Here is a 25,104-nt window from a genome sequence, read left to right as displayed (position 1 = left end):
AGGTTGGATTCCTCGTCGCACCGGGCCTTTCGGTTGCCGGTCAGCCGCGCATCTTGTGCTCGTCGTCGAGCCAGTTGGGGCTCTTGTTCTTCAACGCGAAGATGTAGACCAGCAGCGACACGGCGATGATGGCCGTGGCGACCGCGATGAACAGCGGCATCCTGTCCGCGCCGGTTGCGGCCTCGTACATCAGCGGTGCGGTGCCTCCGAAGGCGGAGTTGGCCAGGGCATACCCGAATCCGACACCGAGCGCACGGATGTGGGTCGGGAAGAGCTCCGCCTTCACCACCGCGTTGATGGAGGTGTAGCCGGTGAGGATCACGAAGCCCACGGCAAGGATCAGGAAGGCCGAGACCGGGCTGGACTGCTTGGGCAGGTAGGTGAGCAGGAACCAGGTGTAGGCCACGCCGCCCACCCCGAAGAAGACCAGCAGCGCCTTGCGTCCCACCTTGTCGGAAATGTAGCCACCCAAGGGCTGCAGCAGCATGAGGAAGGTCAGGGCGAGGAAGTTGATCAGGGTACTGGCCACGACATCGCCGTCGGCGAAGAGTGACTTGACGATATTGGGGCCCGTGACGGAGTAGACGTAGAAGGCCAACGTTCCGCCTGCGGTCACCAGGAAGCACAGCAGCAGCGGACGCCACTGGTTCAGCAGCAATTCCTTCATGGATCCGGACTGCTCGGACTCGCCGGCCTTGACCGCCTGCAGCGTGGAGGTCTGCAGGGACTCGTCCATGGTCCGACGGATCCACAACACCACCAGCGCACCCACGGCGCCGATGGCGAAGGCCACCCTCCAGCCCCACGTCTGGATCTGGTCGTGGCTCATGGTCAGCACCATGATCATCAGCGTCAACTGGGCCAGGACGTGGCCGCCCACCAGGGTCACGTAATTGAAGGAGGAGAGGAATCCGCGGCGGCCCGGCAGCGCGGTCTCGGACATGTAGGTGGCGCTGGTGCCGTACTCGCCGCCGGTGGCGAAGCCTTGCACAAGACGGGCGAACACCAGCAGCACCACGGCACCGACACCGATGGTGTTGGCGGTCGGCGAGACGGCCACCAGGAGGGAGCACGCAGCCATGAGGGAGACGGAGACGCTCAAGGACAAGCGCCGACCGTGCCGATCGGCGAAGCGGCCGAAGAACCAGGAGCCGATGGGCCGCATGATGAACGTGACGGCGAAGATGGCCCAGACGTACAGGGTCGAATTCGCCTCGTCCTCGGAGAAGAACTGGGATTCGAAGTAGCTGGCGAACACCGAGTAGACGTAGACGTCGTACCACTCGACGAGGTTGCCCGCCGAACCCTTCAGCGTATTGGACACCGCCCGACCCATGGTGGTCGAGGTCCGCGTGGTCTTGGTCCCAGGCCCTGGCGGCTGTTGCGTCATCGTTGACATCGTTGCTTCCCGTCGTCGAGTGGTTCGAGTGGTTCGGAGCAACCCGAGGGCTGCGCCACCCACTCAGTCTGCGAGGCATGAGGTGGGTCACATCGGATTTCTTAACACTGTCTTTACGTACTCACGTTGGTTCGTCGCGGGGCGCGTGCGGACTGTGTGCATACTTGATCCCATGCGTGTGCTCATCGCGGAGGACGACCCCTCCGTCTCCGCTGCCCTGGCCGGAGCCCTGAATCGGGCGGGCCACGTGTGCAGCCGGGTCACGAGGGGCGCGGACGTCCTCAGCGAGCACGGCAATGCGGACGTGCTCATGTTGGATCTCGGCCTCGAGGACATGGACGGACTGGATGTACTGGACCGCCTGCGCAATGTGGCGGACCTGCCCGTGATCGTGGTGACCGCACGCGACGACGAGCGCTCCACGGTGCGCGCCTTGCGCTCTGGCGCAGACGACTACCTGGTCAAACCCGTGCGCCTGCACGAACTGCTGGCCCGGCTCACCGCCGTCACCCGTCGCTACGCGACCTCCGACCGGATCGATCTGGGCCCCGTGCAGATCGACGAGGTCGCCCGCCAGGTGAGGCAGGACGGCACCGAGGTGTCTCTCACCCCGACCGAATTCGCCCTCCTCATGGCCTTGGCGCGCAGCGCCGGAACCGCGGTGGAGAGGCAGGCCGTCCTCGAACGGGTCTGGGGCCCGGGCTACGCCTCGACCTCGCGATCCTTCGATGTGCATCTGGCCCAACTGCGCCAGAAACTACCTCTGCTCACCATCACGACCATCCGCGGGTTCGGTTTCCGCCTCGAACTGCCCTCATGAGACGGCGAGTCCTGCTTCCGTTGGCCCTGCTGGGGCTGCTGACCGTCATCGCCATCCTGTTCCCGGTGTCCCAGGCGATTTCCCACGAGCGCACCGACCAACTCCGGCTCCAGCGCACGGCGACCATCGACCGGATCCTGCAACGCGCCGCAGGTCCCGTTGCGGGCTCCGACGCCTCCAGCCTGCAGAGCTATCTGGACCGCCTGGAACGCGTCTATGGCGAGCGTGCCGTGGTGGTGGACGACGCCGATCGAGTGGTCGCCTCCAGCGGTGGGATGCGGGCAGAAGGAAAGGTGGAACCGGCGCTCGACGCGGCCCTGCGCGGAGTGGACCACGCCGACAGCGACGCGATCCTGCCATGGAGCGCCGACACCGCCGTCTTCGCCTCCCCCGTGCTGTCCCAGGGCACCTCCCCCATCGGCGCGGTGGCCCTGGAGGCGAACCTCACCCGGGCCAAGGGCGACGTGACCCGCCAGCTGGCCATGGCCGGCACTGCCGGACTCGGGGTCCTGGCCGCCGTCCTGCTCGCCTCGGTCTGGTGGACCCACTGGGTGCTACGCCCCGTCCGCGCGCTCGACCTCGCTGCGAACGCGCTCGCCGAGCAGGAGGACTACCGCCCGGCCGCGGTCACGGGACCGCCCGAGCTACGCCGGCTCTCACGGTCCTTCCAGCGCATGGCCCAGCACGTCGAAGACACCTTGGAACAGCAGCGCGGGTTGGTTGCCGCCACCTCGCACCAGCTGCGCAATCCCCTGGCCGCCGTACGCATGCGACTTGACGCCATGACCTTCTCTGGTGCCGACGCGCTGGACGCCGCCGTCGACCGCAACGAGATCGCTGCCATCGACCGGGATCTCGATCGGCTCGAGCGCACCATCGATCGCATCCTGGAACTGGCCAGAGCGGAGCACAGGGCCAATCAGGCCACCTCACCGAACGCCGCAGACTCCCCCACAGACGAGTACCCGATCATCACGGCGGAGGAACTGGCGGACGCCCATCGGGCGGCCGCCCTCGGGTGCGGGCTGACCCTGAAAGCCGTGCCCTCAGCGGCCCGCCCCAGGTTCTCCCGACAGGACCTCGACGAGATCCTCGCCATCCTGGTGGACAACGCCGGTAAGTACGCGGGGCCCGAGGCCACCATGACGCTGGCGTGGGAGCAGAGCGCCTCCACCGCGACACTCACGATCAGCGACGACGGCCCCGGGCTCACCGACCACGAATTGGAGCACCTCGGCACCCGCTTCTGGCGTGCCAGAAACCACTCCTCCCTACCGGGATCCGGGCTGGGCCACGCGATCGTCCTTCAACTCGCCCGGGCCAACCGCGCCACCGTCGCCACCGACCGGGGTACCGACGGCGGACTCCGCATCCGGATCAGGACGGAGCAGACATGACCCTCACGCGACGCGACCTCATCGGCGCAACCCTGGCCTCCTCAGCACTCGCCGTGGCGCTGGGCCTCAGCGCGTGCACCGGCCGCGACACCGCCACCAGGCTCCGGTTGGCGTCCGGGGAACGCGGAGGCAACTACCACCGATTCGCCCGGTTGCTCAGAGACGCCGCCCACCACGGCGACACCGGGCTGGCCGTGACTCCCGTCGCCACCAACGGCAGTGCCGAGAACCTGGAGAAACTCGCCTCCGGAGCCGCGGAACTGGCCATGTGCCTCGCGGACACGGCCGAGGTCGATCCCGGAGGGTCGGCGGCGATCGGACGCATCTATCAGAACTACCTGCAATGCATCGTCAGAGCCGACGGCCCCATCACGGCCTTCGAGGATCTCGCGGGCCACCCGATCTCCATCGGCGCCCCAGGCTCCGGCTGTTCCTTCACCGTGCGACGGCTCCTCGACACGCAGGGCCAGGACGGGCGGAACGTGGACCGGCAGAACGTCCAGGAGCATCCGATCGCCGAGGCCCTCGACCGACTCGACGCGGGAGACGTGGACGCCTGCTTCTGGTCCGGCGGCCTGCCGACGCCACTCATCGACCGCCGAGCCCGCACGTCGGGTCGGCGCCTGCTCGACCTCTCCAACGGCATCGAGGCACTTCAACATGACCACCCGGACGTCTATCTCGCGGCACGTGTCCCCAGCGGCGTCTACGGCTCCACAGCGCCGCTCACCACCGTCGGCGTGCCAAGCCTGCTGATGGCCTCCCCCGGGCTGGCAGACTCCACCGTCGCTTCCCTCGTCGACATCCTCATCGAAGACGCACACAGCCTGGTTCCACAGGACTCCATCGGGGTGCAGTTCCTGACCCCGTCCGACCTGATCGACACAGGCACACTCGCCTTGCACCCCGCGGCGCGAGCACGCTACCGCGAACGCTACGGCTGATCCGTTCAGAACCCCAGCAGGGTCCTGACCACGCCGTCGGCCAGCAACCTTCCACGCAAGGTGAGGACCAGTCGGCGCTCGCCGCCCGCATCGGCCCGACGGGCCGGCGCCGGTTCCACCAGGCCGTCGGCCACGAGCCCCGCGACTCGGGAACGCTCCTCGTCGGACAGAAGCGACAGCGGCAGGCCGTCGGCCAAGCGGATGCGCAGCATGACCTGTTCGAGGTGCCTGGCCTCCGCGTCGGGGATCTCCCGCGCATGCACCGGAGAGACACCGGTATCCAGACGCTGTTGGTAGGCGGCAGGGTGCTTCACGTTCCACCAGCGCACACCGCCCACGTGGGAGTGGGCACCCGGGCCGATGCCCCACCAGTCCTGGTCCATCCAATAGGCCACGTTGTGGTGGGCGCGGTGGTGACGGCCGCGAGCCCAATTGGACACCTCGTACCAGTCGTAACCGGCGTCGGCCAAGATCTTGTCCGCCAGGACGTACTTGTCGGCGTGGTCGTCGTCGTCCACGTTCGGCACCTCGCCGCGGCGGATCTGAGCGGCGAGTTTGGTGCCGTTCTCGATGATCAGTGCATAGGCCGAGACATGGTCCGGTTCCATGGCCAGGACCGCCTCGAGGGACGCACGCCAATCCTCAAGGGACTCCCCGGGCGTGCCGTAGATCAGGTCAAGGCTGACGTCCAGCCCGGCCTCGCGAGCCCAGGCCACGGCCTGTGGGACCCGCTCGGGTGTATGGGTCCGATCGAGCACCTTCAACACGTGCGGGCGCACCGACTGCATGCCGAAGGAGACGCGTGTGAAGCCGGAGTCCGCAAGGGTCTGCAACGACTCCGGTGTCACGGAGTCCGGGTTGGCCTCGGTGGTGACCTCGGCGCCCGGGACCAGCCCGTAGTGGTCCACGGCCCTGCGCAGGGTGTCCCCCAGCGCCTGAGCCGGCAACAACGTGGGGGTTCCACCGCCGAAGAACACGGTTGACAACGGGCGCTCACCGGCGCCGACGTCGTTGAGCACCCGCTCGGACAACGCCAATTCCGCCGCCATGGCGTCCGGGTAGGTCTCGCGTGAGGCCCCGTTGCCCAGCTCCGTGGCGGTGTAGGTGTTGAAGTCGCAGTACCCGCAGCGCACACGGCAGAACGGGACGTGCAGGTACAGGCTGAGGGTGCGCTGCGCGGCGTTGGCCCCCGCCGAGGCCGGCAGCGACCCGTCCGTAGGGGCCGGGTCGCCGTCAGGGAGAGTGGAGGGCACTACTTCTTCTTCTTGTCTTGGCCGTCGGAGTCGGACGAGAGCGCGGTGATGAAGGCCTCCTGCGGAACCTCCACGCGGCCCACCATCTTCATCCGCTTCTTGCCTTCCTTCTGCTTCTCCAGCAATTTGCGCTTACGGCTGATGTCGCCGCCGTAGCACTTGGCCAGCACATCCTTACGGATGGCGCGGATGTTCTCACGGGCAATGATGCGGGAGCCGATGGCGGCCTGGATGGGCACCTCGAACTGCTGACGGGGAATGAGCTCACGCAGCTTGGTGGCCATCATGGTCCCGTAGGCGTAGGCCTTATCCCGGTGCGTGATCGCGCTGAACGCATCCACCTGATCACCCTGCAGCAGGATGTCCACCTTCACCAGATCGGCCACCTGCTCGCCATCCGACTTCCAATCCAGCGAGGCGTAGCCGCGGGTCTTGGACTTCAGGTGATCGAAGAAGTCGAAGACAATCTCGGCCAGCGGCAGCCGGTAGCGCATCTCCACCCGCTCCTCGGAGATGTAGTCCATGCCGCCCATGATTCCGCGGCGGGACTGGCACAGTTCCATGATGGCGCCGATGAACTCACTCGGCGCGATGATGGTCGCGGCCACCATGGGTTCATGGACCTCCAGCACCTTGCCGCTGGGGAACTCTGAGGGGTTCTTCACGTGCAGGTGGGATTTGTCCTCGGTGATCACGTCGTATTCGACCGCAGGTGCGGTGGAGATCAGGTCGAGGCCGAACTCGCGCTCCAGGCGTTCGCGGACGATCTCGAGGTGCAACAGGCCGAGGAAGCCCACACGGAAACCGAAGCCGAGCGCGGCCGACGTCTCCGGCTCGTAGGTCAGCGCGGCGTCGTTGAGCTTGAGCTTGTCCAGGGCATCGCGCAGGACCGGGTAGTCGGATCCGTCGATGGGGTACAGACCCGCGAACACCATGGGTTTGGGGTCCTCGTAGCCGCCCAACGACTCCTCGGCAGGCGACGCGTGCGAGGTCACTGTGTCACCCACACGGGACTGACGAACGTCCTTCACACCGGTGATCAGGTAGCCGACCTCTCCGACGGCCAGGCCCTTGGTGGGGACGGGCTCCGGGGAGGACACGCCGATCTCCAGCAGATCGTGGATGGCGCCGGTGGACATCATCTCGATGCGTTCGCGGGGGGAAAGTTTGCCGTCCACCACACGCACGTAGGTCACCACGCCGCGGTAGGAGTCGTAGACCGAATCGAAGATCATGGCTCGGGCCGGGGAATCCGCATTCCCGACGGGAGCCGGCAGCTGCTTCACGATCTGGTCGAGGAGCTCCTCGACACCCTGACCGGTCTTACCCGAGACCTTCAGTACGTCCTCCGGCTCCACACCGATCAGGTTCGCCAGTTCAGCGGCGTACTTCTCCGGTTCGGCGCTCGGCAGGTCGATCTTGTTCAACACCGGGATGATGGTGAGGTCGTTCTCCATGGCCAGGTAGAGATTGGCCAGGGTCTGCGCCTCGATGCCCTGAGCGGCATCAACGAGCAGGATGGCACCCTCACAGGCGGCCAGCGACCGGGAGACCTCGTAGGTGAAGTCGACGTGGCCAGGCGTGTCGATCATGTTCAAGGCATAGGCTCTACCGTCCACTTCCCACGGCATACGCACGGCCTGGGACTTGATGGTGATGCCGCGTTCGCGCTCGATGTCCATCCGGTCCAGGTACTGCGCCTTCATGTCGCGCGGCTGCACCACGCCCGTGGACTGCAGCATGCGGTCGGCCAGCGTTGACTTGCCGTGATCGATGTGGGCGATGATGCAGAAATTGCGGATCACCGCGGGATCGGTGGCGGCGGGCGCCGGTATCTCACGGGCCTGGGGGGACAAGAGCGTCAGCCTCGCTTCAGTTCGTCGGTACGCGAGAAACGCGTTCCGTGTGTGTATCTGGTCGGTGCCCACACCACGTGCGCACTGTGTCTCCCCCGATTCTCTCACGGGCAACCGGCGACACCGCACCAGCACCGGTGCCCTGGCCCCTGTGCTCTGCCGGTATCGTCACGGTGCATGGCAAAGAATGGTTGGGGCCGGCTGGCCCGCACTCTGCTCAAACCCGTACTGCGCGAGGCCAAGCGAAGTCTCAGCGACCAGATCGGCGCGCAACAGCGCAAGTCCACGAAGTCGGTGCCCGACGAGCGCACGGCGGCCCCGCACGGGCAGCGCCAGGGCGCGGGTTCACCGCGACCGGCCACCACGCCGTCGGGCAGTGGTCCGTCCGGCGGTGACCACGGCGCCTACGCTGGCGACTTCACCGGCCGGGTCAAGGCCCAGTACGCCCCTCACCCGGACGGCGACGCCGATCCCGGCGAGATCGTCTGGGCGTGGGTCCCCTATGAGGAGGACCACCGTCAGGGCAAGGACCGACCGACCCTGATCGTGGGTCGCGATGGCCAGTACCTGCTCGGACTGATGCTGACGTCCAAGGAACACACCGACAACGGCAACCCGAACTACCTGGACCTCGGCACGGGAGACTGGGACAAGGAGGGGCGGCCGTCGGAAGTGAAGCTGGATCGGGTACTGCGCCTCGACGAATCCGCCGTGCGACGCGAGGGTGCTGTGTTGGATCGCACACGCTTCGATCGGGTCGCAGCGGCCCTGTCGGCTAGACGTTGAACACGGTGATCCTGGTATAGTTCAACGAAGTGTGTCCGCGCTGGTCGACGGGCACTCGTCCATGAGCACAACCTGGTATCCCCACGCCATCTCAGTCGTGTTCGAGGACGTAAACCCTCAGACCATCCATCCATTCGTCAAGAAGGACAACCGTGGCGAACATCAAGTCCCAGAAGAAGCGCATTCTCACCAACGAGAAGGCGCGTCAGCGTAACGCCTCCGTGAAGTCGGAGCTGAAGACCGCTGTCAACAAGGTCAACGCGGCTGTTGCCGCCGGTGACAAGGAAGCCGCTCAGCCGGCCCTCCAGGCTGCATCCCGCAAGCTGGACAAGGCCGTCTCCAAGGGCGTCATCCACAAGAACCAGGCCGCCAACCGCAAGTCGGCGATCTCCAAGAAGGTCAACGCTCTCTGAGGTTCAAAGCTTTGAGGCCCCGTCACCGGTTCCGGTGACGGGGCCTTCTTGGTTCTTCAGGTGGTTCCCTGTGCCGAACCAGCCGTGACGTCCACCGGCGCCTCGCTTCATCCTCCGCTGTGATCGATGGCCCTGTGGTGTGGTCGACGGCGTTTCCACCGCTGGCGGCGCATTCGCACCGCCTGCTGTCGCGCCGGGAGGTCGAGCGGGTCAGCGACGGCCGGCCAGCCTCGAGACCGCCACGACTGCACGCTCAACGGCGTAGTGGGGGTCACGCCCCTCCCCCTTCACCAGGGCATCGGTCTGCGCCACGAGCCGCACGCACTGGGCCAGGGACTCCTGGCCCAGCCGCCTGGACACCTCCTGCGCCTGATTCACCTGCCACGGCGCCATCTTCCACGTGGATGCGGCCTCTGCGGTGGGCATGCCCGCCACCCGGGCCGCCGAACGAATCTTGAGGCCCAGCGCCGACACCAATGGAACCGGGTCGATACCGGTGGCCAGAGCGTGACGCAGCAGGGAGACCGCCTGCGCCCCACGTCCCGCCAGCGCGGCATCCGCCACCGCGAAGCCGGTGGTCTCGACACGCCCGCCGAAGTAGGAGGCCACCTGCTCCGCCGTGACGTCCCCCTCGGCATCCTCCATCAGCTGACGGCAGGCGGAGCCGAGTTCCGCCAGATCCGAACCCACCGCTGCAACCAGGGCGGAGACGGCCTCCGGCGCGATCCGGCGCCTGGCCTGCTTGAACTCGGCCTGGACGAAGTCTGCCTTCTCGGAATCCTTCTTGTAAGGCGCGCAGTCGATCACCGCAGCCGTCTTCTTCAGCGCGTCGAGGAGACCCTTGCCCCGATTGCCTCCTGAGTGATGCAACACCACGCAGACGTCGGGATCGGGCGAGGCCACGTACCCGGTGAGGTCCTTCTGAGCGGCCTCGTTCATCTGAGCGAGCCCGTGGAACTCGACGAGGTTCCTGCCTCCGAACAGGGACGGGCTGGCGGCCAGAAGGAGTTCGCCGGGCTGATAGGACGAGGCCTCGAACCGGGTCACGCTCAGTTCCGGTTCCTGCGCTGCGGCCAGCGACCTGATGCGGTCGAAGGCCCGTGCTGCCTGATAGTCATCCGCCCCCGTCAGCAGCACCAGGGGACGCGGTTCCGCATGCCGGAAGCTGGTGCCGCGCGCCGCCTTGGCATTGCGTGCACGGGTTCCGCGAGCAGCTGCCGCCATGGTCACCACGTCCTTGTCCGTATTCGTCGTCTTCTCCCCCGCTCCACGAGTCTAGTCGGGTCGGACGTGGCGGACCACGCGCAGCCCCTGCGCTGTGGACCTCAGGAGGACCGTGCCGTCCTGGTCGGTACGCAGCACGGGGATCGAGCTGGCGGTGAGGGCGTCGATGATGGTGGGCGACGGGTGGCCGTAGCCGTTGTCCGCCCCCACCCCGATGAGAGCGGCATCGGGACGGAAGGTCCGCATCAGATCCGTGCCCCCGTTCGCGGAACCGTGGTGGGAGATCTTCAGCAGGCGACTGCGTCCGGCCGCCGGGTCCGCGGCCCCGGCGGCGACCGCCGCTTTCCCGGCCAGTTCCTCGGCGTCGCCGGCCGTGAGGAGATCCACGCCTGCCCCCGCGTCGCTCACGGCGCGCAGCACGAGTGAGGCGTCGTTCTCGTCGGCCGCTGCCGGCGCCCTCATGATGCGCACGGTCCAGGGGTGACAGGTGACCTCGTGTCCGGGAACACCACGGGTCGCGTGCGTTGTCGGTGCCTTCCGCCCTGCAGTCCCGTACACCACCTCGTCCGCAGGGGCCGCGCCAAGCGCCTGCGGTAGCCCGCCAACGTGATCGACGTCCAGGTGGGAGATCATGGCAGCGCACAGCCGGTCCACCTTCGCCTTGCCGAGGCAGCCTGCAACGTCTCCCTCATCCGGGCCCGCGTCCAACAGCACGCCACGCCCGGCGTCTGCAACCAACACCATGGCGTCTCCTTGACCTACATCGCACAACAGCACGTCGCCCGGGAGGACCTCTGGGTGTGGACCGGGTAGCCCGAGGACCGTTCGAGCCGCGGGCACCGTCGCCACCAGACCACCGCCGACACCTGAGACGGCAACGGTCAGGACCACCGTGATGACCCGTCGACGTGCCCTGCCGAGCCCTGTACCGACGCGCCCTCCTCCGTGTCCACCGTGCCCAGGCTTTCCGTCACCGCAGCGTAGGAAACGCAGGGGGCGGCGACGGAAAGCCTCGGGGATGCCGGTCCTGGCTGCGAGGATGAGCGCCCCGGGGACCGCCCAGCACAGCGCCGCGCCCAACACGACCCCCCAGGGGGCCTCGGGCCAGTGGATCCTGGGGCCTCGTTCGGCGGAGGCCAATCCCAGCCACGCCACCACCTGTGCCGCCCACCGGCAGGCCTCGACCAGAGGAAGACACAGCAACGAGCCGAGCGGGGCAAGCAGCAACAAGAGCGGGCCCAAGGTCCCGACCACCACGACGAAGGGTGCGGCCACCACATTGACCGGGACGATCAGCGGCGACTGTTCGGAGGAGAGGCCGACCAGTTCGGGCGTACAAGCCAGGGTTGCCGCCACCGAGACCGACACCGACTCCGCCAGCATTCGCGGCACGTGAAGGCGCTGCAGCCCCTTGGTCAGAGGCGGGCCGATCAAGGTGATCCCCAAGCACGCCACCACCGAGAGACGAAACCCCACTCGGGTGAGCTGCCAGGGATCGGCACAGACCAGAAGTGCTGCGGCCGTGGTGACCAGCAGCACGCCGATGCGGGGCCGACCCGACACCACCGCCACCGCGGCCAACCCTCCCATGACGGCCGCCCTGAGCACGGGAGGGTCGGGCCCCACCAGCAGCACGAAGGCCACCACGGCCGTGATGGTCGCTGGTGCTCGCGCCCAACGTGGTAGCCGCAGGAATCTACCGGCGGCGGCCACCGCAGAGATCAGCACGGAGATGTTGGATCCCGACACCGCCGTGACATGGCTCAGGCCGGCCTGAGTCATCGCATCGGAGAGCCGGGAGGATTGCAGGGAGCGATCGCCGGCCACCATGCACGGAACCAAGGCTGCGCCGCCGTCGGCATGCCCACCGCGGTACAACCGTGTGAGCGCCCTGCGTTGGGCGGAGAGCGCATCCGAGGCTTGATCGGGCCCGGTCAGCGGCGCCGACACCAGGCGCACGCGCGCGGCTTCCGCGCGCCGCCCGTCCAGGTCCGAGGGGGCGAACCAGCCCGAGAAACGGGTTCCACGATCCCACTCCTCTCGGTCGCGGACCAGCGTACGGGGAAGGACGAGGAGGACCGTGGCACCGGACCCTGTCCCCGACACGACGGTGGCGGATGCCAGCAGAACCTCTCCGGCCTCGGCCGGTGACGCTGTGAGTTCCAGCCCCAGCCTGGTCCGTTGGGCGGCCAGCAGGTCAAGGACGCCCTGCCTGGTGCGGGCGTCCGCAGCACTGCCTGCCCCGAGCACCGCCAGCCCGACGCATCCCACCGCAGCAAGCGAACACCACCTCCTTCCCCTGTCCCCCGGCTTCGCACCCCGTTGGGTCCCGAGCAACCACAGTCCCGCTGCGCTCGCCAAGGCCAGGGAAGACATGACCAGGGCCGTTGCCGAACCCCAGCCCCTCTGGGTGTAGTGAAGTCCTGCCAGCAGCACCACCGCGGACGGCACCACCACCGTCATCGCCCCGGCCAGCGCTCGCAGTCCCGATTCCTTCCACGCCTCAGCCATAGCCGACCTTGCCCTCGAGCTTGGCGAGCATCGCTGGACCGATTCCCGGGACGGCATCAAGATCCGCTGCGGACGTGAAGGGGCCGTGCTGCTCGCGCCACTCGATCAGACGCTGCGACATGGCCGGTCCGACACCGGGCAAGGTCTGCAGGGCCGTAGCGTCCGCGGTATTGAGATTCACGATGCTCGGTTCGGTGTTCGCGGCGTCCGTACCGGGCCGAACGCTGAGAGGTTGGACCCCCTGTTGCGGCGCACCCAGCGTTTCCGAACCGCTACCCCCTGCTACGGTCGAGGATTCCCCCTTGGCCGGAACCCGGACCTGGGTCCCGTCACCGACCGCCCCGGCCAGATTCACACCGGCCAGGTTCGCCTTGCCGGTGGCCCCACCTGCTGCCTTCACGGCGTCATCCACTCTGGCCCCGTCAGGCAACCGGTACAGGCCCGGCTTCTTCACGGCGCCGATCACGTGCACCTGAAGCTGTGAGGCCTGCGTCGTCGGGTCATCTCCGTCAGGTAGGGCCGGCGCGGTCGCGTCGGCCGAAGGCGATCCCGCGCTCGCCGACGCCGTCGGCTCGCCCGCCGTGGTGGTCGCGGGGACCAGCAATTCAGCGTTCTCCTCCCCGTGTAGGGCCCCTGCCACGCGGAACCCGATGACCGCGGCAGCAGCGATCAGCAGCACGACGATGGCACGGTGACCCCAGCCGCGCACGGACCGTCTCCGGGGCGCTCCCAGCGGCGTTCCGGGCTCGCGTCCGTCCAGATCCGGGATTCGGTGGTCCACCTCAGTGGATTCCGGGAAGACGTCGTGGAGCCCTGCCGGAGGCGCGAGCTCCCAGCCGTCGTCCCTGCCTCCCCCGTGCCTGCCCATGCGCTCCACGCTAGGTTGCGGCGTGGCGGTGTGCAGTCACGGTCGGGATCATCTGTGGATACGAGTGCGTCGACACGCCGGTGAGTACACACGGCGGTGCTTGTCGACGCGCCGCCGCCGTGGCCGCCGGCCTTTCCCCTACACCGTGCGGTGTCTAGGATGCCTTGGCATGACACACCTACAGCCCCACCGCATCGTCACCGCCCTGGACTGCCCCGACGCCGTGGCGCTCGGCACGTTCTATGCCGAACTCCTGGGCTGGGAGCTGAAGACGCCCGGCCCGGACGAGCCCGACTTCGCCGATCCGGAATGGGTCGCCGTGGTTCGGGCCGACGTCGGAGAACACGCCTTCTCCCTGGGCTTCCAGAGAGTCCACGATTTCGAACGGCCCACCTGGCCGGAGGGTCCGGTCCCCCAGCAGGCCCACCTGGATTTCTGGGTGGACGACCTCGAAGCCTCCGGCGAGGTCGCATTGGGACTGGGAGCGACCCGCCACGATGTCCAGCCGAGCGAGGACGGCGGATTCGTGGTGTACCTGGACCCCGTTGGCCACCCGTTCTGTCTCTGCCGGGCCTGAGGCTCGCGTTTCAGCTCACGGGTTCGTTGCGCACCACCAGCGCGGTGAGCCCGGCACCGGTGTGCGCCGCCAGCACTGGGGGCGCCGCCGTGACCACGGGCTCGTGGCTGCTCCACCCCCTGACCTTCTCGGCCAGGTCTGCGGCCAGGTCCGGGGCGCCGAAGTGATGCACTCCGACCCGCACCCGCTCCGGGTCCGGGCCCACCACGCCCTGCGCCAACTCGACCATGCGCTCCACCGCGCGCGGCAGCGAGCGGACGCGTTCCAGGGGGACCACCCGCCCGTCGGGCGTAAGACCCAACAACGGCTTCACATTGAGCAGGGTCCCCATGAAGGACGCGGTGCCGCTGATCCGGCCACCCTTGCGAAGCCGGTCGAGGGACGGCACACAGAGCCAGATCCGGGATCTGTCCCCCGTGCGTGCCGCGGCAAGGATGTCCTGCAACGGGGCCCGGCGTTGGGCGAGCTCGGTGGCCGCCATGACGGCGAACCCCTGGCCGAGTCCGGCGGACAGGGAATCGATCACATGCGTTGGAAGGACGGCACGTTCGGCTGCCCAACGCGCAGAGTCCACCGTGCCGGACAAGGAGGAGGACAGAGCGATGATCACCGCGTCGTCGAACCCCGCCTGCGCCGCTGCATCCAGCACCTTCAGCATCTGGCCGGGGGGAACACGCGAGGTGGACACCGGCAGGCCCATGGCCAGCCCCAGGGACAGCTGTTGGCCCACGTCGTCGAACTCCTCGACGTAAGTCCGATCACCGATGGTGACGGGCATCCCCACCACGTGCAGGTGTTCCGCGTAGGTGTCGACGAAGTCGGCAGGCAGGGCCGCCGCCGCGTCCGTCACCACCAGGACCTTGGGCCCACGCGGACCGCGCCGGCCCAAACGTTGGAGAAGGCCGGTCAGCGGAGCACTCGCGTGCGACTCAGACATGTCTGCCTCCCTGCTCACTCAGGATCGCTCAGTTGGGAACGGACTCAGCGGGGAACCAGCCGTTCACTTGATGACGATCGAGACCAGCTTGGGGGCACGCACGATCACCTTGATGATCTCCGCATCACCGATGCTGCGCTTGACCTGCTCGTTCCCGAGGGCCTCCGAACGCAGGGCGTCCTCGGAGATGTCCACCGGGACTGTCAGCTTGGCGCGGACCTTGCCCTTGATCTGCACCACAGCGGTGGTGGACTCGTCCACCAGCAATGACTGGTCGATGACCGGCCACTGGACGTTCGCGACCGCGGGCTCGTGCCCCAGCCGCGCCCACATGTCCTCAGCGGTGTAGGGCGCGTAGAGGCTCAACAGCAAGGCCACGGCCTCGGCCGCCTCACGCGAGGCCGGGTCCGCGCCGCCCGCGCCGGAGTCGATGGCCTTGCGGGTGGCGTTGACGAGCTCCATGGTGCGGGCGATGACCACGTTGAACTTGCCGGAGTCCAGCAGCTCGTAGGCCTCGTTCAGGGTGCGGTGGGTGATCGCACGCAACACACGGTCACCGGTGGACGGATCGGTCCCCAGCGGGGAGGTCACGTCACCAGACAGACGCCAGGCGCGGGCCAGGAACTTCGCCGAGCCCTCGGGAGAGACCAGGGCCCAGTCCACATCGTCGGCAGGCGGGGAGGCGAAGATCATCGTGGTGCGGATGGCGTCCACACCGTGCAGATCCAACTGCTCGCCCAGATTCACGCCGTTGCCGAGCGACTTGGACATGGCCTTGCCGCCGTTGAGCACCTGCCCCTGGTTCAGCAGCGCCTTGAAGGGCTCGTTGAAGTCCACATGTCCCAGGGACTGCAGCACTTTGGTGATGAAGCGGGAGTAGAGCAGGTGCAGGATCGCGTGCTCCACGCCACCCACGTACTGGTCAACGGGCAGCCAGCGCTTGGTGGCCCCGGGCTCGAACGCGTGCTCGCCGTCCTGCGGGGAGGCGAAGCGGATGTAGTACCAGGACGAGTCCACGAAGGTGTCCATGGTGTCGGTGTCGCGCTGGGCCGGGCCGCCACAGGACGGGCAGGCCACGTGCAGCCACGCGGAGGCTGCGGCCAGCGGGGACCGGCCCTTCGGTGCCAGGTCCTCGCCCTTCAGGTCGTCAGGCAACCGGACGGGCAGTTGGTCGTCCGGGACCGGCACCTCACCACAGGAGGGGCAGTGGACGATCGGGATCGGGGCACCCCAGAAGCGCTGGCGGGAGACCAGCCAGTCACGCAGGCGGTACGTGGTGGTGGCCTCGCCGCGACCGGCGTCCTCCACGACCTTGATGGCTTCCGCGATCGCCTCTGCCTTGCCCAGTCCGTTCAACGGACCGGAGTTGATGAGCGTGCCCTCGCCCACAGTGGCCACGCCGGAGACGGCAGGATCCTCCTCGCCGGTGTCGAGCACGGCACGGACGGGCAGATCGAAGGCCCTGGCGAAGTCCAGGTCACGCTGGTCGTGGGCCGGCACGGCCATGATGGCACCGGTGCCGTAGTCGGCCAGCACATAGTCGGAGGCCCACACGGGGATCTGATCGCCGGTGAGCGGGTTGGTGGCCGTGCGGCCCAGGAAGACACCGGTCTTCTCACGCTCGGTTGACTGACGTTCGATGTCCGAGAGCGCCTTGACGGACTCACGGTAGTCCTCGAAGGCACCACGCTGCTCGTCGGTGACCAGGCGATCCGCCAGGGGTGCGTCCACGGCCACGACCATGAAGGTGGCCCCGTAGAGCGTGTCGGGACGGGTGGTGAAGACCCGGACGTCCTCGGCAGGCAACTCGTCAGCCTCCACGATGGTGAAGTCGACGTGAGCCCCGTGGCTACGACCGATCCAGTTGCGCTGCATGGCCAGGACCCGCTCGGGCCAGTGCCCCTCCAGCTGGTCCATCTCGTCCAGCAGGCGGTCCGCGAAGGCCGGGAGCTTGAAGTACCACTGGTTCAGGTTCTTCTTGGTGACCAGGGTTCCGCAGCGTTCGCACGCACCGTTGACGACCTGCTCGTTGGCGAGCACCGTCTGGTCCTTGGGGCACCAGTTCACCGGGGAGTTCTTGCGGTAGGCCAGGCCGTTCTTGAACAGTTCCAGGAACAGCCACTGGGTCCAGCGGTAGTACTCGGGGTCGGAGGTGTGCAGGCGACGGTTCCAGTCGGCGCTGATGCCGTAGCGCTTGAAGGACGCTGCCTGCGTGTCGATGTTCTTGTAGGTCCACTCGGCCGGGTGCTGGTTGTTCTTGATGGCAGCGTTCTCGGCAGGAAGGCCGAAGGAGTCCCAGCCGATGGGATGCAGCACGTCGTAGCCGCTGTGGCGCCAGTGCCGGGAGACGACGTCACCCATGGCGAAGGCCTCGGCGTGACCCATGTGGAGGTCACCCGACGGGTAGGGGAACATGTCCAGCACGTAGCGACGTTCCTTGGACCCGTCGTCGGCCGGCACGTACGTGCCGTGTTCCTCCCAGTACCCACCCCAGCGGGACTCGATGGCCTTGACGTCGTAGACGTCCTCGGCCTGCTCGGGTGAATTCTCGCGCGCTTGCGCCACCGTGAAACCTCGCTCGATTAGTTCCTCAAGTAACCGCGGGGTCCCGTCGGGACCTCGCAAACCGTGCCGTTCAGGCGCGTGAGCGCAGAGATCGGCACCTGTGCATTCTAGCGCCATCTCCCCGCACACTCAGGGTGAAACAGCGCAAAAGCCCGGCCCCGCTTCCGCGGGACCGGGCTTTTGCGAGGTGACCTTCGGCACGTCTCGTGCCCGACGGGTGGGGCACCCTCACGCGCTCAGGCGTCAGTTGACGTCGTCGTCCACCCAGTCGAAGGACTTGGTGACAGCCTTGTGCCACAGGCGCAGCAGGCGTTCGCGCTCCGCCTCGTCCATGTTCGGGGTCCAGCGCTTACCCTCAGCCCAGTTGGTCTTGAGCTCGCCCAGATCCGACCAGTAGCCGACCGCGAGGCCTGCAGCGTAGGCGGCGCCGAGCGCGGTGGTCTCGGTGACGGCGGGGCGGACCACGTCCACACCGAGGATGTCGGCCTGGAACTGCATGAGGTCCTCGTTGGCGGTCATACCACCGTCCACGCGGAGCTCGGTCAGCGGCACACCGGAGTCCTTGTTCACGGCGTCCATGACGTCAGCGGTCTGGTAGGCCGTGGATTCCTGGACGGCGCGGGCGATGTGTCCGCGGTTGACGTAGCGGGTGAGGCCGACGATGGCGCCACGAGCATCCGGACGCCAGTACGGGGCGTACAGGCCGGAGAACGCGGGAACCACGTAGGCGCCACCGTTGTCCTCCACCGTCTTGGCGAGCTTCTCGATCTCCGGGGCGGAGTCGATCATGCGCAGATTGTCGCGCAGCCACTGCACCAAGGAGCCTGCCACGGCGATGGAACCCTCCAACGCGTAGTGGGTGGGCTCGTCGCCGAGCTTGTACCCCACGGTGGTCAGCAGACCGTTCTCGGACTCGACGACCTCTTCACCGGTGTTGAAGATGAGGAAGCAGCCGGTGCCATAGGTGTTCTTGGACTCCCCTGCATCGAACGCCGCCTGACCGAACGTGGCGGACTGCTGGTCACCAAGGACACCCGTGATGGGGACCTCGCGCAGCAGCTGGTTGTCCTCGACGATGCCGAACTCACCGGAAGAGGGCTTGATCTCCGGCAGCATGGAGGTGGGGATGCCGAAGACCTGGGCGATGTCCTCGCGCCACTGGAGGGTACGGATGTCCATCAGCAGCGTGCGGGAGGCGTTGGTCACGTCGGTGACGTGCACGCCGCCGTTGACACCACCGGTCAGGTTCCAGATGACCCAGGAGTCGGTGGTGCCGAAGAGCAGGTCCCCGGCCTCGGCACGCTCGCGGGCACCTTCCACGTTGTCCAGGATCCACTTGATCTTGGTGCCGGCGAAGTAGGTGTCGAGCGGGAGGCCGACGATCGACTTGAAACGCTCCTTGCCGCCGTCGGCGGAGAGCTCCTCGACGATCTTCTGCGTGCGGGTGTCCTGCCACACGATGGCGTTGTACACGGGCTCGCCCGTGAACTTGTCCCACACCACGGTGGTCTCACGCTGGTTGGTGATACCCACGGACACGATGTCGTGACGGGTGATGGAGGCCTTGGACAGCGCCTGGCCGATGGCCTCACGCGTGTTGTTCCAGATCTCCTTGGGGTCGTGCTCCACCCAGCCGGCGTGCGGGAAGATCTGCTCGTGTTCCAGCTGGCCAACGGACACGATCTGCCCGTCGTGATCGAACACGATGGCGCGGGAGGACGTGGTCCCCTGGTCGATCGAGATGACGTACTTCTTGTTCGCCATGGTCAAACTCCTTCGGTTGTCTTATGAACGTTGCGAGCGGGGATCAGAGAGCGGCCAGGAAGGCTGCCGGCTCACCGAACACACCGACGTAGCCCAGGTACACGAGCGCACCGAGGACACCGCCGATCAGGGGGCCGACGACCGGCACCCAGGCGTAGGACCAGTCCGAGCCGCCCTTGCCCTTGATGGGCAGGATGGCGTGAGCGATGCGGGGGCCGAGGTCACGTGCCGGGTTGATGGCGTAACCCGTGGGTCCACCGAGCGAGGCACCGATACCCACGATGACGATGGCGATGAACAGCGGGCCGACCGCGGTGTCGGTGTAGCCGGAGGCCAGAGCCATGACGATCAGGACGAAGGTACCGAGGATCTCGGTGACCAGGTTCCAGCCGTAGCTGCGGATGGCGGGGCCGGTGGCGAAGACGCCGAGCTTGTCGGCTGCGACGTCGTGCTCGTCGAAGTGCTTCTTGTAGGCCAGGTAGCACAGGATGGCGCCGACGATGGCACCGATCAGCTGTGCCGCCATCAGGACGATCACGTTGACGAAACTGGCGTCCAGTCCGGGGGCCAGGTCCTGACCCGCAACGACCTTGGCCAGGGTCACGGCCGGGTTCAGCTGTCCGCCGGTGGCGAAGGCTGCGTAAACACCGATGAAGACGGCGATACCCCAGCCCCAGTTGACCATGAGGGTGCCACCACCCTCGCCCTTGGACTTCTTGAGGGATACGTTGGCGACCACGCCGGCACCCATGAGGATGAGCAGGCCGGTGCCGATGAACTCGGACAGGAAGGCCTGTCCCAGCGAGATGTCAGTCATCATTGACTCCATTGTTGGTTGACGGTGATGAGTGCCGTTTCACAGGTGTGCACTCCCGCGGCGGCCGACTGTGCCCGGCCGTGGGAGCCTCCTGGATTCGGTCAGAGGGTGGCCCCGAGGGAGGCCATCCGGTGACGCTCGACCAGGATGGCACGAGCGAAATCGTTCTCCTCGGCGATGCGCTGCGCATCCCAGCCGAGGGCGCTGCCGAGTCCTTCGGAGACCTCCGCGATGAGCGCGTCGGTCACGAGGCCTCGGAAGGCAAGATTGGTGCGACGCACGAAGACGTCGATGGTGTGGGTGGCCTGCTCGTGTTCGGCGAACCAGGCCAGTTCCCGCACGGAGAGCTCGTCGCTCGCCGCGAGCACGCTGTCCTCTCCTGCAGCAAGGTAGTTGGCGACCTCCGTGGCGCGGGTGCCGTAGCGTTCCAGCAGCACGGTGGCGCGGCCCAGTCCGATCCCGGTGTCCGACAGGGTCTCCAGGAAGCGGGCCTTGGCCGACTCACCTTCCGGGTAGTCCTTGCCTCCGCCGATGGCGCGTTCCTCGGTGGAGACGCGGCGGGGGGCACCCAGGACCTTGAGGGTGTCGTTGGCCAGGGTTTCCGACAGTGCTCGGAACGTGGTCCACTTGCCGCCGATCAGGGAGAAGAAGGTGCGTCCGTGCTCCTTGCGCTCCTCGACCCGGTAGTCGCGTGACACGGAGCCCGGGGTCTCGGCGTCGTGGCGAGGAAGCGGGCGGACACCGCAGAACGTGTAGACGATCTGGTCCGTGGTCACCTTGATCTTGGGGAAGACGTGGTGGATGAGATCGAAGAAGTACTGGATCTCGTCGTCCGTGGCGACGGGCTCATCGCCCGGTCCGGCGTCGAGGTCGGTGGTGCCGACCAGCACGCGTCCGAGCATGGGATAGATCAGCACGATGCGGCCGTCCTCGTGCTCGAAGAAGATCTCACGACCGCGGGTGGCCGCGAGCAGCTCGGGGTGGTCAAGGACGATGTGGCTGCCCTTGGTCCCGCCCATGAAGCGGGTCTCGGCGCCGAGGGACTTGTTGGTGGGGTCGACCCAGTTGCCGGTGGCGTTGATGACCACGTCCGCAGCGAAGCTGAACTCGTTGCCGGTGATGGTGTCACGCAGCACGACGCCGTCCTCGTTGTGGCCCACAGCCATGACGTAGTTGGCGCTGCGGCCGTTGCCGGTGGAGTCACCCTCGGTGACCAGGTCCATGATCAGGCGCTCGGGGTTGTGCACGCTGGCATCGTAGTAGGTGCCGAGGTACTTGGTGTCCTCACGGAACTCCGGGAACTCCTCCGCGACCTTCTTGCGGCCCCACGTGAACGAGTGCCGAGGGGCCTCGCGGCCGGCGCGGGAGAAGATGTCGTACATCGTCAGGCCGGCCTGGATCACGGCGGCGCCGCGCTCCGAGGGCTTGCCCTCCTTGTGGAAGAGGAACTTCATGGGGGCGTTGAACAGTCCCGAGAACACCTTGCGCATGGGGATCGTGGTCTGCAGCGGCTCCACGTAGTGGGGGGCCAGGCGGATCAGCCGGTTGCGCTCCTGGACGGATTCGTGAACCAGGCGGAACTCGCCGTTCTCCAGGTAGCGGATGCCGCCGTGGATCATGTGGGAGGAGGCGCCGGAAGCACCGTTGGCGTAGTCGGCGGCCTCGACGACGGCCACGTCGACTCCCTGCAGAGCCAGGTCACGATAGGTGGCGACGCCATTGACACCGCCTCCGATGATGAGCACCTGCGCCTTGGGCCGAGACGTGAGCGCCCCGACTGCGGCGCGGACCGCGCTTCCCTGCGGTGCCGGACCCGTCAGTGATCCTGCGGGCGTCGACGACGTGGCTGCCATGGGTGATCCTCCCTGATCGACTGTGGTGGGGCACATCACACTACTCATGATGGTGAGGTGTGCCGCACATCATTCTTATGGAATCCTGGTGTGTAACCGATCAGATGAGCAACTATCTTGCACATCCGTGCAAAGGAGACCGATGACGAGCCATTCCGAGGGCACAAATCCTCAGGCCACCAGGGTTCAGATGCTGCTGGCTGTAGCCCGCGGATACTACGAGGAACAGCGCACCATGGACGCGTTGGCCAAGGATTGGAACGTCTCGCGTTCCACCGTTTCAAGGGCTCTGGCAGAGGCCAGGGAACGCGGGATCGTCGAGATCCGCCTGCACGATCCCACTCACGGCGTCCGCGATCTGGCCCAGTCCCTCTCCAAGCGCTTCAAGGTGCTCTTCACCGTGGTCCCCACCATCGTCGGTGACTCCGCCGAGCAGGAACTCGATCGAGTGGCGGGCGTCGCCGCGCAGGCCATCGGCTCCATGTTCGCCTCCGGCCAGGTGCTCGGCGTGGCCTGGGGCACCACGGTCCGGGCAGTGGCTCACCGCCTCATGCGCCATCCGCTGACCGGGTCGACGGTGGTCCAGCTCAATGGGGCAGGCTCACCCACCTCCACCGGCCAGGACTACGCGGCGAACATCCTGCAGCGTTTCGCGCGAGCCTTCGACGCCGACGTGCAGTCCTTCCCCGTACCCGCGTTCTTCGACGACCCCGTGACCCGGGATCACCTTTGGAAGGAACGGTCCATCAGCCGCATCCTCGACCTGCAGTCGCGGATGGACATGCTGGTGGCGGGCATCGGATCCATGACCGCCTCGGTGACAAGCCACCTCTACGACGGGGACTTCCTGGACAAGCAGGACTACGCACTCATCGAGCGGGAGGCCGTGGCGGGTGACCTCGCCACGCGTTTCTTCAGGTCCGATGGCACCCACGACTCGATTCCGCTCAACGCCCGGTCCACCGGGCCCACCTTCGAGACGGTTCAGGCAGTGCCGATCCGCTTGGGGGTGGCTCACGGGCGCGGCAAGGTCGCCGGACTCCACGGCGCCCTCAATGCCGGACTGTTCACCCACGTGATCGTGGACGAGTCCGCAGCGCGCGCGCTGGCGGACGCCACTCACCTCCCGCGCCCGCATACCTCCGCCACCGTCCGCCACGGCGGACACTAAGGTTGGACGGGTGCCCCACCATTCCGTAACCACCCCCATGGACCCGCCTCTGGCCGACGACCGCGAGGCGCTGGCGTTCAGCGTGGAGGTCGGTGGCGCTCGCGTCCGCACGTGGCTCTACCCTGCCGCAGGTCCTCAACACGGTATCGTTCTTGCCGTCCACGGTTTCCGCGGAGATCACCACGGGCTGCGTCGCCTCGTCAACGCACTGCCCCACCACACGGTGATCGTCCCGGACCTTCCGGGTTTCGGGGCCTCGACGCCCTTCACCGATCCGTGCTTCACCCACAGCGCCCCCGGCTACGTCCCCGTGGTGACGGAGCTGGCCGAGGTCCTGGACCTGCCGGCCTCCACCGTCCTGTTGGGGCACTCCTTCGGTTCGGTGGTGGCGGCCAACACGGTCGCTGCCCGTCCGGAGCTCTTCTCACGTCTGGTTCTGGTCAACCCGATCTGCAGGCCGGCGCTGCAGACCTCGGCGTCCCAGGCGCTGTCCACGGCCGTGGTGGCCGGGTACTACGAGCTCAGCGCGGTCTTGCCGCGTCGTCTTGGCGAGGCGATCCTCAGGGCCAGGCTGGTTGTGGACATCACGACGGCCGCGATGCTCACCAGCAGGGATCCCTCGGTGAAGGAGTACGTTCGGGATCAGCACCGCACCTACTTCGCGGCCTTCTCCGACCCGGAGACGCTCTTGAGCGCCTATCTTTCATCCATCACCCACAGCGTGCGAGACGTTGCCTCGACGATCACGATCCCGACCCTGCTGGTGGCGGGCGAGAAGGATCCGCTCGGCTCGGTCAAGGGCCAACAGCGGCTGGCCGCGATGATCCCCGACGCCCAACTCGACGTGATCCCGGACGTGGGTCATCTGATCCACTACGAGACGCCGGCTTCTGCCGCCGCCTTCGTCGAGAACTTCCTCGGAACCACCTCAGAGGTCGGCTGAGTCGTCCACCTTGACGCGCAGGACCGGATCTCGACGGACGGCCCCCAGGATGCGCCGGTGCCGTAGTACCTGCGTGACGCGGGCGCCGTCGGCATGGTGGAAGAAGAGGATCCAGCGGGATTCCCCCTCCTCATCGGTGGGGGTCGGTCCTACCGCGCGGATGGGCGCACCCTCGGCGACGTCATCGACGAAGGACTCGGCCACGTGACTGGGGCCGGAAACGGTGGCACACCGTACGGCGGGCGGCAGTCCCGCCTGTCCCCGCTCGGCGAGTTCTCGTTGGGCCTGCCCGGCAGGATCCCAACGCACCAGGGCCTGGGCCAGGGCCGAGGCGTGACCGGTCAGCACCACCACCCCGCCGTCGTCCCGTGACCTGGCCAGCCGTGCCGCGGCGAACCACCGGTGAAGTGTGTCCTCGCCGGTCCGTAACCCCTCTGCGGAAACCTGCAGGTCGGCATCGAGCAGGATCACGGCCGGATACCCGCCCTCGGCCACCGGCTCCACTCCGGGTGTCGAGACCACGATGACCGGGTCCTCCCCCACCTCCCGGACGGAGTCCGCGCCGGTGGACCGCACCACGGGTACCCCCGGGAACGACCTGCCGAGCTCCTCCGACGTGCGGTCGGCACCGATGGTGCCCGCGCGCAGCCGGGGACTGCCGCAGGCCTGACAGCGGTGGTTGCGGTCGAAACGTCCACACCAGCGGCACACGGGTTCCGTGCTCCGTCCGTGCAACGCCAAGGGTCCAGAGCATTCCGGACAGCGTGCGGGCGTGCGGCATTGTGCGCAGCCCAGACTGGGCACGAATCCCGTTCTGGCGACCTGAACGAGCACCGGGCCGGCACGCAGCGCCTTCTTCATTACCTCCCACGCCAGATGCGGGATCCTCGCCGTGTGATGGGGATCGTGCGCCGCGGTGGGGTCGTCCGCCACCGCTCGACCCCAGGGGGCGCGATGACGCAACAAGGACCGATCCGCCAAGATCTCCCTGGCCCAGCCGGTGAGG

Annotated in this window: 19 protein-coding genes and 1 pseudogene; 8 read left to right on the top strand and 12 right to left on the bottom strand. The window is 67.4% G+C overall.

Features of this window, described 5'->3' with window-relative positions; genetic code table 11:
• Positions 1-40: 40 nt before the first annotated feature.
• On the bottom strand, positions 41-1,390 hold the full coding sequence (locus Q0A15_RS12345) for an MFS transporter (RefSeq protein WP_291279827.1): 1,350 nt from the start codon (positions 1,388-1,390) through the stop codon (positions 41-43).
• Between the two features lie 181 nt (positions 1,391-1,571).
• Between Q0A15_RS12345 and Q0A15_RS12340 the strand changes: the two genes are divergently transcribed.
• Genes Q0A15_RS12340 through Q0A15_RS12330 form a run of 3 tightly spaced genes read left to right on the top strand, consistent with a single transcriptional unit; the run spans position 1,572 to position 4,560 of the window.
• Entirely contained in the window at positions 1,572-2,219 is a 648-nt protein-coding gene (locus Q0A15_RS12340) for a response regulator transcription factor (protein WP_291279826.1), read from the top strand.
• Positions 2,216-3,616, top strand: coding sequence for a HAMP domain-containing sensor histidine kinase (locus Q0A15_RS12335; RefSeq protein ID WP_291279825.1), 1,401 nt, complete (start codon positions 2,216-2,218; stop codon positions 3,614-3,616). Before Q0A15_RS12340 ends, Q0A15_RS12335 begins: the two co-directional genes overlap by 4 nt.
• Positions 3,613-4,560, top strand: a complete 948-nt coding sequence (locus Q0A15_RS12330; protein WP_291279824.1) for a TAXI family TRAP transporter solute-binding subunit — start codon at positions 3,613-3,615, stop codon at positions 4,558-4,560. Before Q0A15_RS12335 ends, Q0A15_RS12330 begins: the two co-directional genes overlap by 4 nt.
• A gap of 5 nt (positions 4,561-4,565) precedes the next feature.
• Here the strand turns inward: Q0A15_RS12330 and hemW are convergent, their stop codons facing one another.
• Positions 4,566-5,813, bottom strand: a complete 1,248-nt coding sequence (gene hemW, locus Q0A15_RS12325) for a radical SAM family heme chaperone HemW (RefSeq protein WP_291279823.1) — start codon at positions 5,811-5,813, stop codon at positions 4,566-4,568.
• A complete protein-coding gene (gene lepA, locus Q0A15_RS12320; RefSeq protein ID WP_291279822.1) occupies positions 5,813-7,669 on the bottom strand; it encodes a translation elongation factor 4 in 1,857 nt (618 codons plus the stop codon). Before lepA ends, hemW begins: the two co-directional genes overlap by 1 nt.
• 177 nt (positions 7,670-7,846) lie before the next feature.
• On the opposite strand from lepA, the gene Q0A15_RS12315 reads away from it, so the two are divergent.
• Entirely contained in the window at positions 7,847-8,455 is a 609-nt protein-coding gene (locus tag Q0A15_RS12315) for a type II toxin-antitoxin system PemK/MazF family toxin (protein ID WP_291279821.1), read from the top strand.
• Between the two features lie 152 nt (positions 8,456-8,607).
• Positions 8,608-8,868 carry a 30S ribosomal protein S20 gene (gene rpsT / locus Q0A15_RS12310; RefSeq protein ID WP_291279820.1) on the top strand — a complete coding sequence of 87 codons (261 nt, stop codon included), beginning with the start codon at positions 8,608-8,610 and terminating at the stop codon, positions 8,866-8,868.
• A 210-nt stretch (positions 8,869-9,078) separates the two neighbouring features.
• On the opposite strand, the gene holA is transcribed toward rpsT, so the two are convergent.
• The 3 genes from holA to Q0A15_RS12295 are packed head-to-tail and all read right to left on the bottom strand — an operon-like array spanning position 9,079 to position 13,471.
• Positions 9,079-10,092, bottom strand: a complete 1,014-nt coding sequence (holA, locus tag Q0A15_RS12305; RefSeq protein ID WP_291279819.1) for a DNA polymerase III subunit delta — start codon at positions 10,090-10,092, stop codon at positions 9,079-9,081.
• 51 nt (positions 10,093-10,143) lie between these two features.
• A complete protein-coding gene (locus Q0A15_RS12300; RefSeq protein WP_291279818.1) occupies positions 10,144-12,603 on the bottom strand; it encodes a ComEC/Rec2 family competence protein in 2,460 nt (819 codons plus the stop codon).
• Complete coding sequence (locus Q0A15_RS12295) at positions 12,596-13,471, bottom strand: ComEA family DNA-binding protein (RefSeq protein WP_291279817.1); 876 nt, start codon at positions 13,469-13,471, stop codon at positions 12,596-12,598. Before Q0A15_RS12295 ends, Q0A15_RS12300 begins: the two co-directional genes overlap by 8 nt.
• A gap of 169 nt (positions 13,472-13,640) precedes the next feature.
• On the opposite strand from Q0A15_RS12295, the gene Q0A15_RS12290 reads away from it, so the two are divergent.
• Complete coding sequence (locus Q0A15_RS12290) at positions 13,641-14,048, top strand: VOC family protein (protein WP_291279816.1); 408 nt, start codon at positions 13,641-13,643, stop codon at positions 14,046-14,048.
• 10 nt (positions 14,049-14,058) lie between these two features.
• Here the strand turns inward: Q0A15_RS12290 and Q0A15_RS12285 are convergent, their stop codons facing one another.
• From Q0A15_RS12285 to Q0A15_RS12265, 5 genes are all read right to left on the bottom strand, one after another.
• Positions 14,059-14,985, bottom strand: a complete 927-nt coding sequence (locus Q0A15_RS12285) for a DegV family protein (protein ID WP_291279815.1) — start codon at positions 14,983-14,985, stop codon at positions 14,059-14,061.
• 63 nt (positions 14,986-15,048) lie between these two features.
• Positions 15,049-17,550 (bottom strand): leucine--tRNA ligase, encoded by a 2,502-nt coding sequence (gene leuS, locus Q0A15_RS12280; RefSeq protein WP_291279814.1) that lies wholly within the window; start codon positions 17,548-17,550, stop codon positions 15,049-15,051.
• 243 nt (positions 17,551-17,793) lie between these two features.
• Complete coding sequence (gene glpK, locus Q0A15_RS12275; RefSeq protein ID WP_291279813.1) at positions 17,794-19,314, bottom strand: glycerol kinase GlpK; 1,521 nt, start codon at positions 19,312-19,314, stop codon at positions 17,794-17,796.
• Between the two features lie 43 nt (positions 19,315-19,357).
• A complete protein-coding gene (locus Q0A15_RS12270) occupies positions 19,358-20,131 on the bottom strand; it encodes an MIP/aquaporin family protein (protein WP_291279812.1) in 774 nt (257 codons plus the stop codon).
• Between the two features lie 101 nt (positions 20,132-20,232).
• Entirely contained in the window at positions 20,233-21,984 is a 1,752-nt protein-coding gene (locus Q0A15_RS12265; RefSeq protein WP_291279811.1) for a glycerol-3-phosphate dehydrogenase/oxidase, read from the bottom strand.
• Positions 21,985-22,126: 142 nt separating this feature from the next.
• Between Q0A15_RS12265 and Q0A15_RS12260 the strand changes: the two genes are divergently transcribed.
• Positions 22,127-23,155 carry a sugar-binding transcriptional regulator gene (locus Q0A15_RS12260; protein ID WP_291279810.1) on the top strand — a complete coding sequence of 343 codons (1,029 nt, stop codon included), beginning with the start codon at positions 22,127-22,129 and terminating at the stop codon, positions 23,153-23,155.
• Between the two features lie 10 nt (positions 23,156-23,165).
• Positions 23,166-24,098, top strand: coding sequence for an alpha/beta hydrolase (locus Q0A15_RS12255; RefSeq protein ID WP_291279809.1), 933 nt, complete (start codon positions 23,166-23,168; stop codon positions 24,096-24,098).
• Here the strand turns inward: Q0A15_RS12255 and Q0A15_RS12250 are convergent.
• Positions 24,084-25,104: pseudogene (locus tag Q0A15_RS12250) on the bottom strand (primosomal protein PriA); the annotation flags it as partial. The gene Q0A15_RS12255 and the pseudogene Q0A15_RS12250 overlap by 15 nt on opposite strands.

The sequence above is a fragment of the Galactobacter sp. genome (assembly GCF_022712295.1).
Classification (GTDB): Bacteria; Actinomycetota; Actinomycetes; order Actinomycetales; family Micrococcaceae; genus Galactobacter.
This window is presented reverse-complemented; position numbering and strand designations above follow the sequence as displayed.

Excerpts from the sequence above, each read along its gene's own strand:
- holA (WP_291279819.1), bottom strand. The coding sequence starts at position 10,092 with ATGGCGGCAGCTGCTCGCGGAACCCGTGCACGCAATGCCAAGGCGGCG.
- Q0A15_RS12315 (WP_291279821.1), top strand. The coding sequence starts at position 7,847 with ATGGCAAAGAATGGTTGGGGCCGGCTGGCCCGCACTCTGCTCAAACCC.
- Q0A15_RS12345 (WP_291279827.1), bottom strand. The coding sequence starts at position 1,390 with ATGACGCAACAGCCGCCAGGGCCTGGGACCAAGACCACGCGGACCTCG.
- Q0A15_RS12340 (WP_291279826.1), top strand. The coding sequence starts at position 1,572 with ATGCGTGTGCTCATCGCGGAGGACGACCCCTCCGTCTCCGCTGCCCTG.
- Q0A15_RS12330 (WP_291279824.1), top strand. The coding sequence starts at position 3,613 with ATGACCCTCACGCGACGCGACCTCATCGGCGCAACCCTGGCCTCCTCA.
- Q0A15_RS12285 (WP_291279815.1), bottom strand. The coding sequence starts at position 14,985 with ATGTCTGAGTCGCACGCGAGTGCTCCGCTGACCGGCCTTCTCCAACGT.
- Q0A15_RS12295 (WP_291279817.1), bottom strand. The coding sequence starts at position 13,471 with ATGGGCAGGCACGGGGGAGGCAGGGACGACGGCTGGGAGCTCGCGCCT.
- Q0A15_RS12290 (WP_291279816.1), top strand. The coding sequence starts at position 13,641 with ATGACACACCTACAGCCCCACCGCATCGTCACCGCCCTGGACTGCCCC.
- Q0A15_RS12335 (WP_291279825.1), top strand. The coding sequence starts at position 2,216 with ATGAGACGGCGAGTCCTGCTTCCGTTGGCCCTGCTGGGGCTGCTGACC.
- Q0A15_RS12270 (WP_291279812.1), bottom strand. The coding sequence starts at position 20,131 with ATGACTGACATCTCGCTGGGACAGGCCTTCCTGTCCGAGTTCATCGGC.
- Q0A15_RS12300 (WP_291279818.1), bottom strand. The coding sequence starts at position 12,603 with ATGGCTGAGGCGTGGAAGGAATCGGGACTGCGAGCGCTGGCCGGGGCG.
- Q0A15_RS12265 (WP_291279811.1), bottom strand. The coding sequence starts at position 21,984 with ATGGCAGCCACGTCGTCGACGCCCGCAGGATCACTGACGGGTCCGGCA.
- glpK (WP_291279813.1), bottom strand. The coding sequence starts at position 19,314 with ATGGCGAACAAGAAGTACGTCATCTCGATCGACCAGGGGACCACGTCC.
- Q0A15_RS12260 (WP_291279810.1), top strand. The coding sequence starts at position 22,127 with ATGACGAGCCATTCCGAGGGCACAAATCCTCAGGCCACCAGGGTTCAG.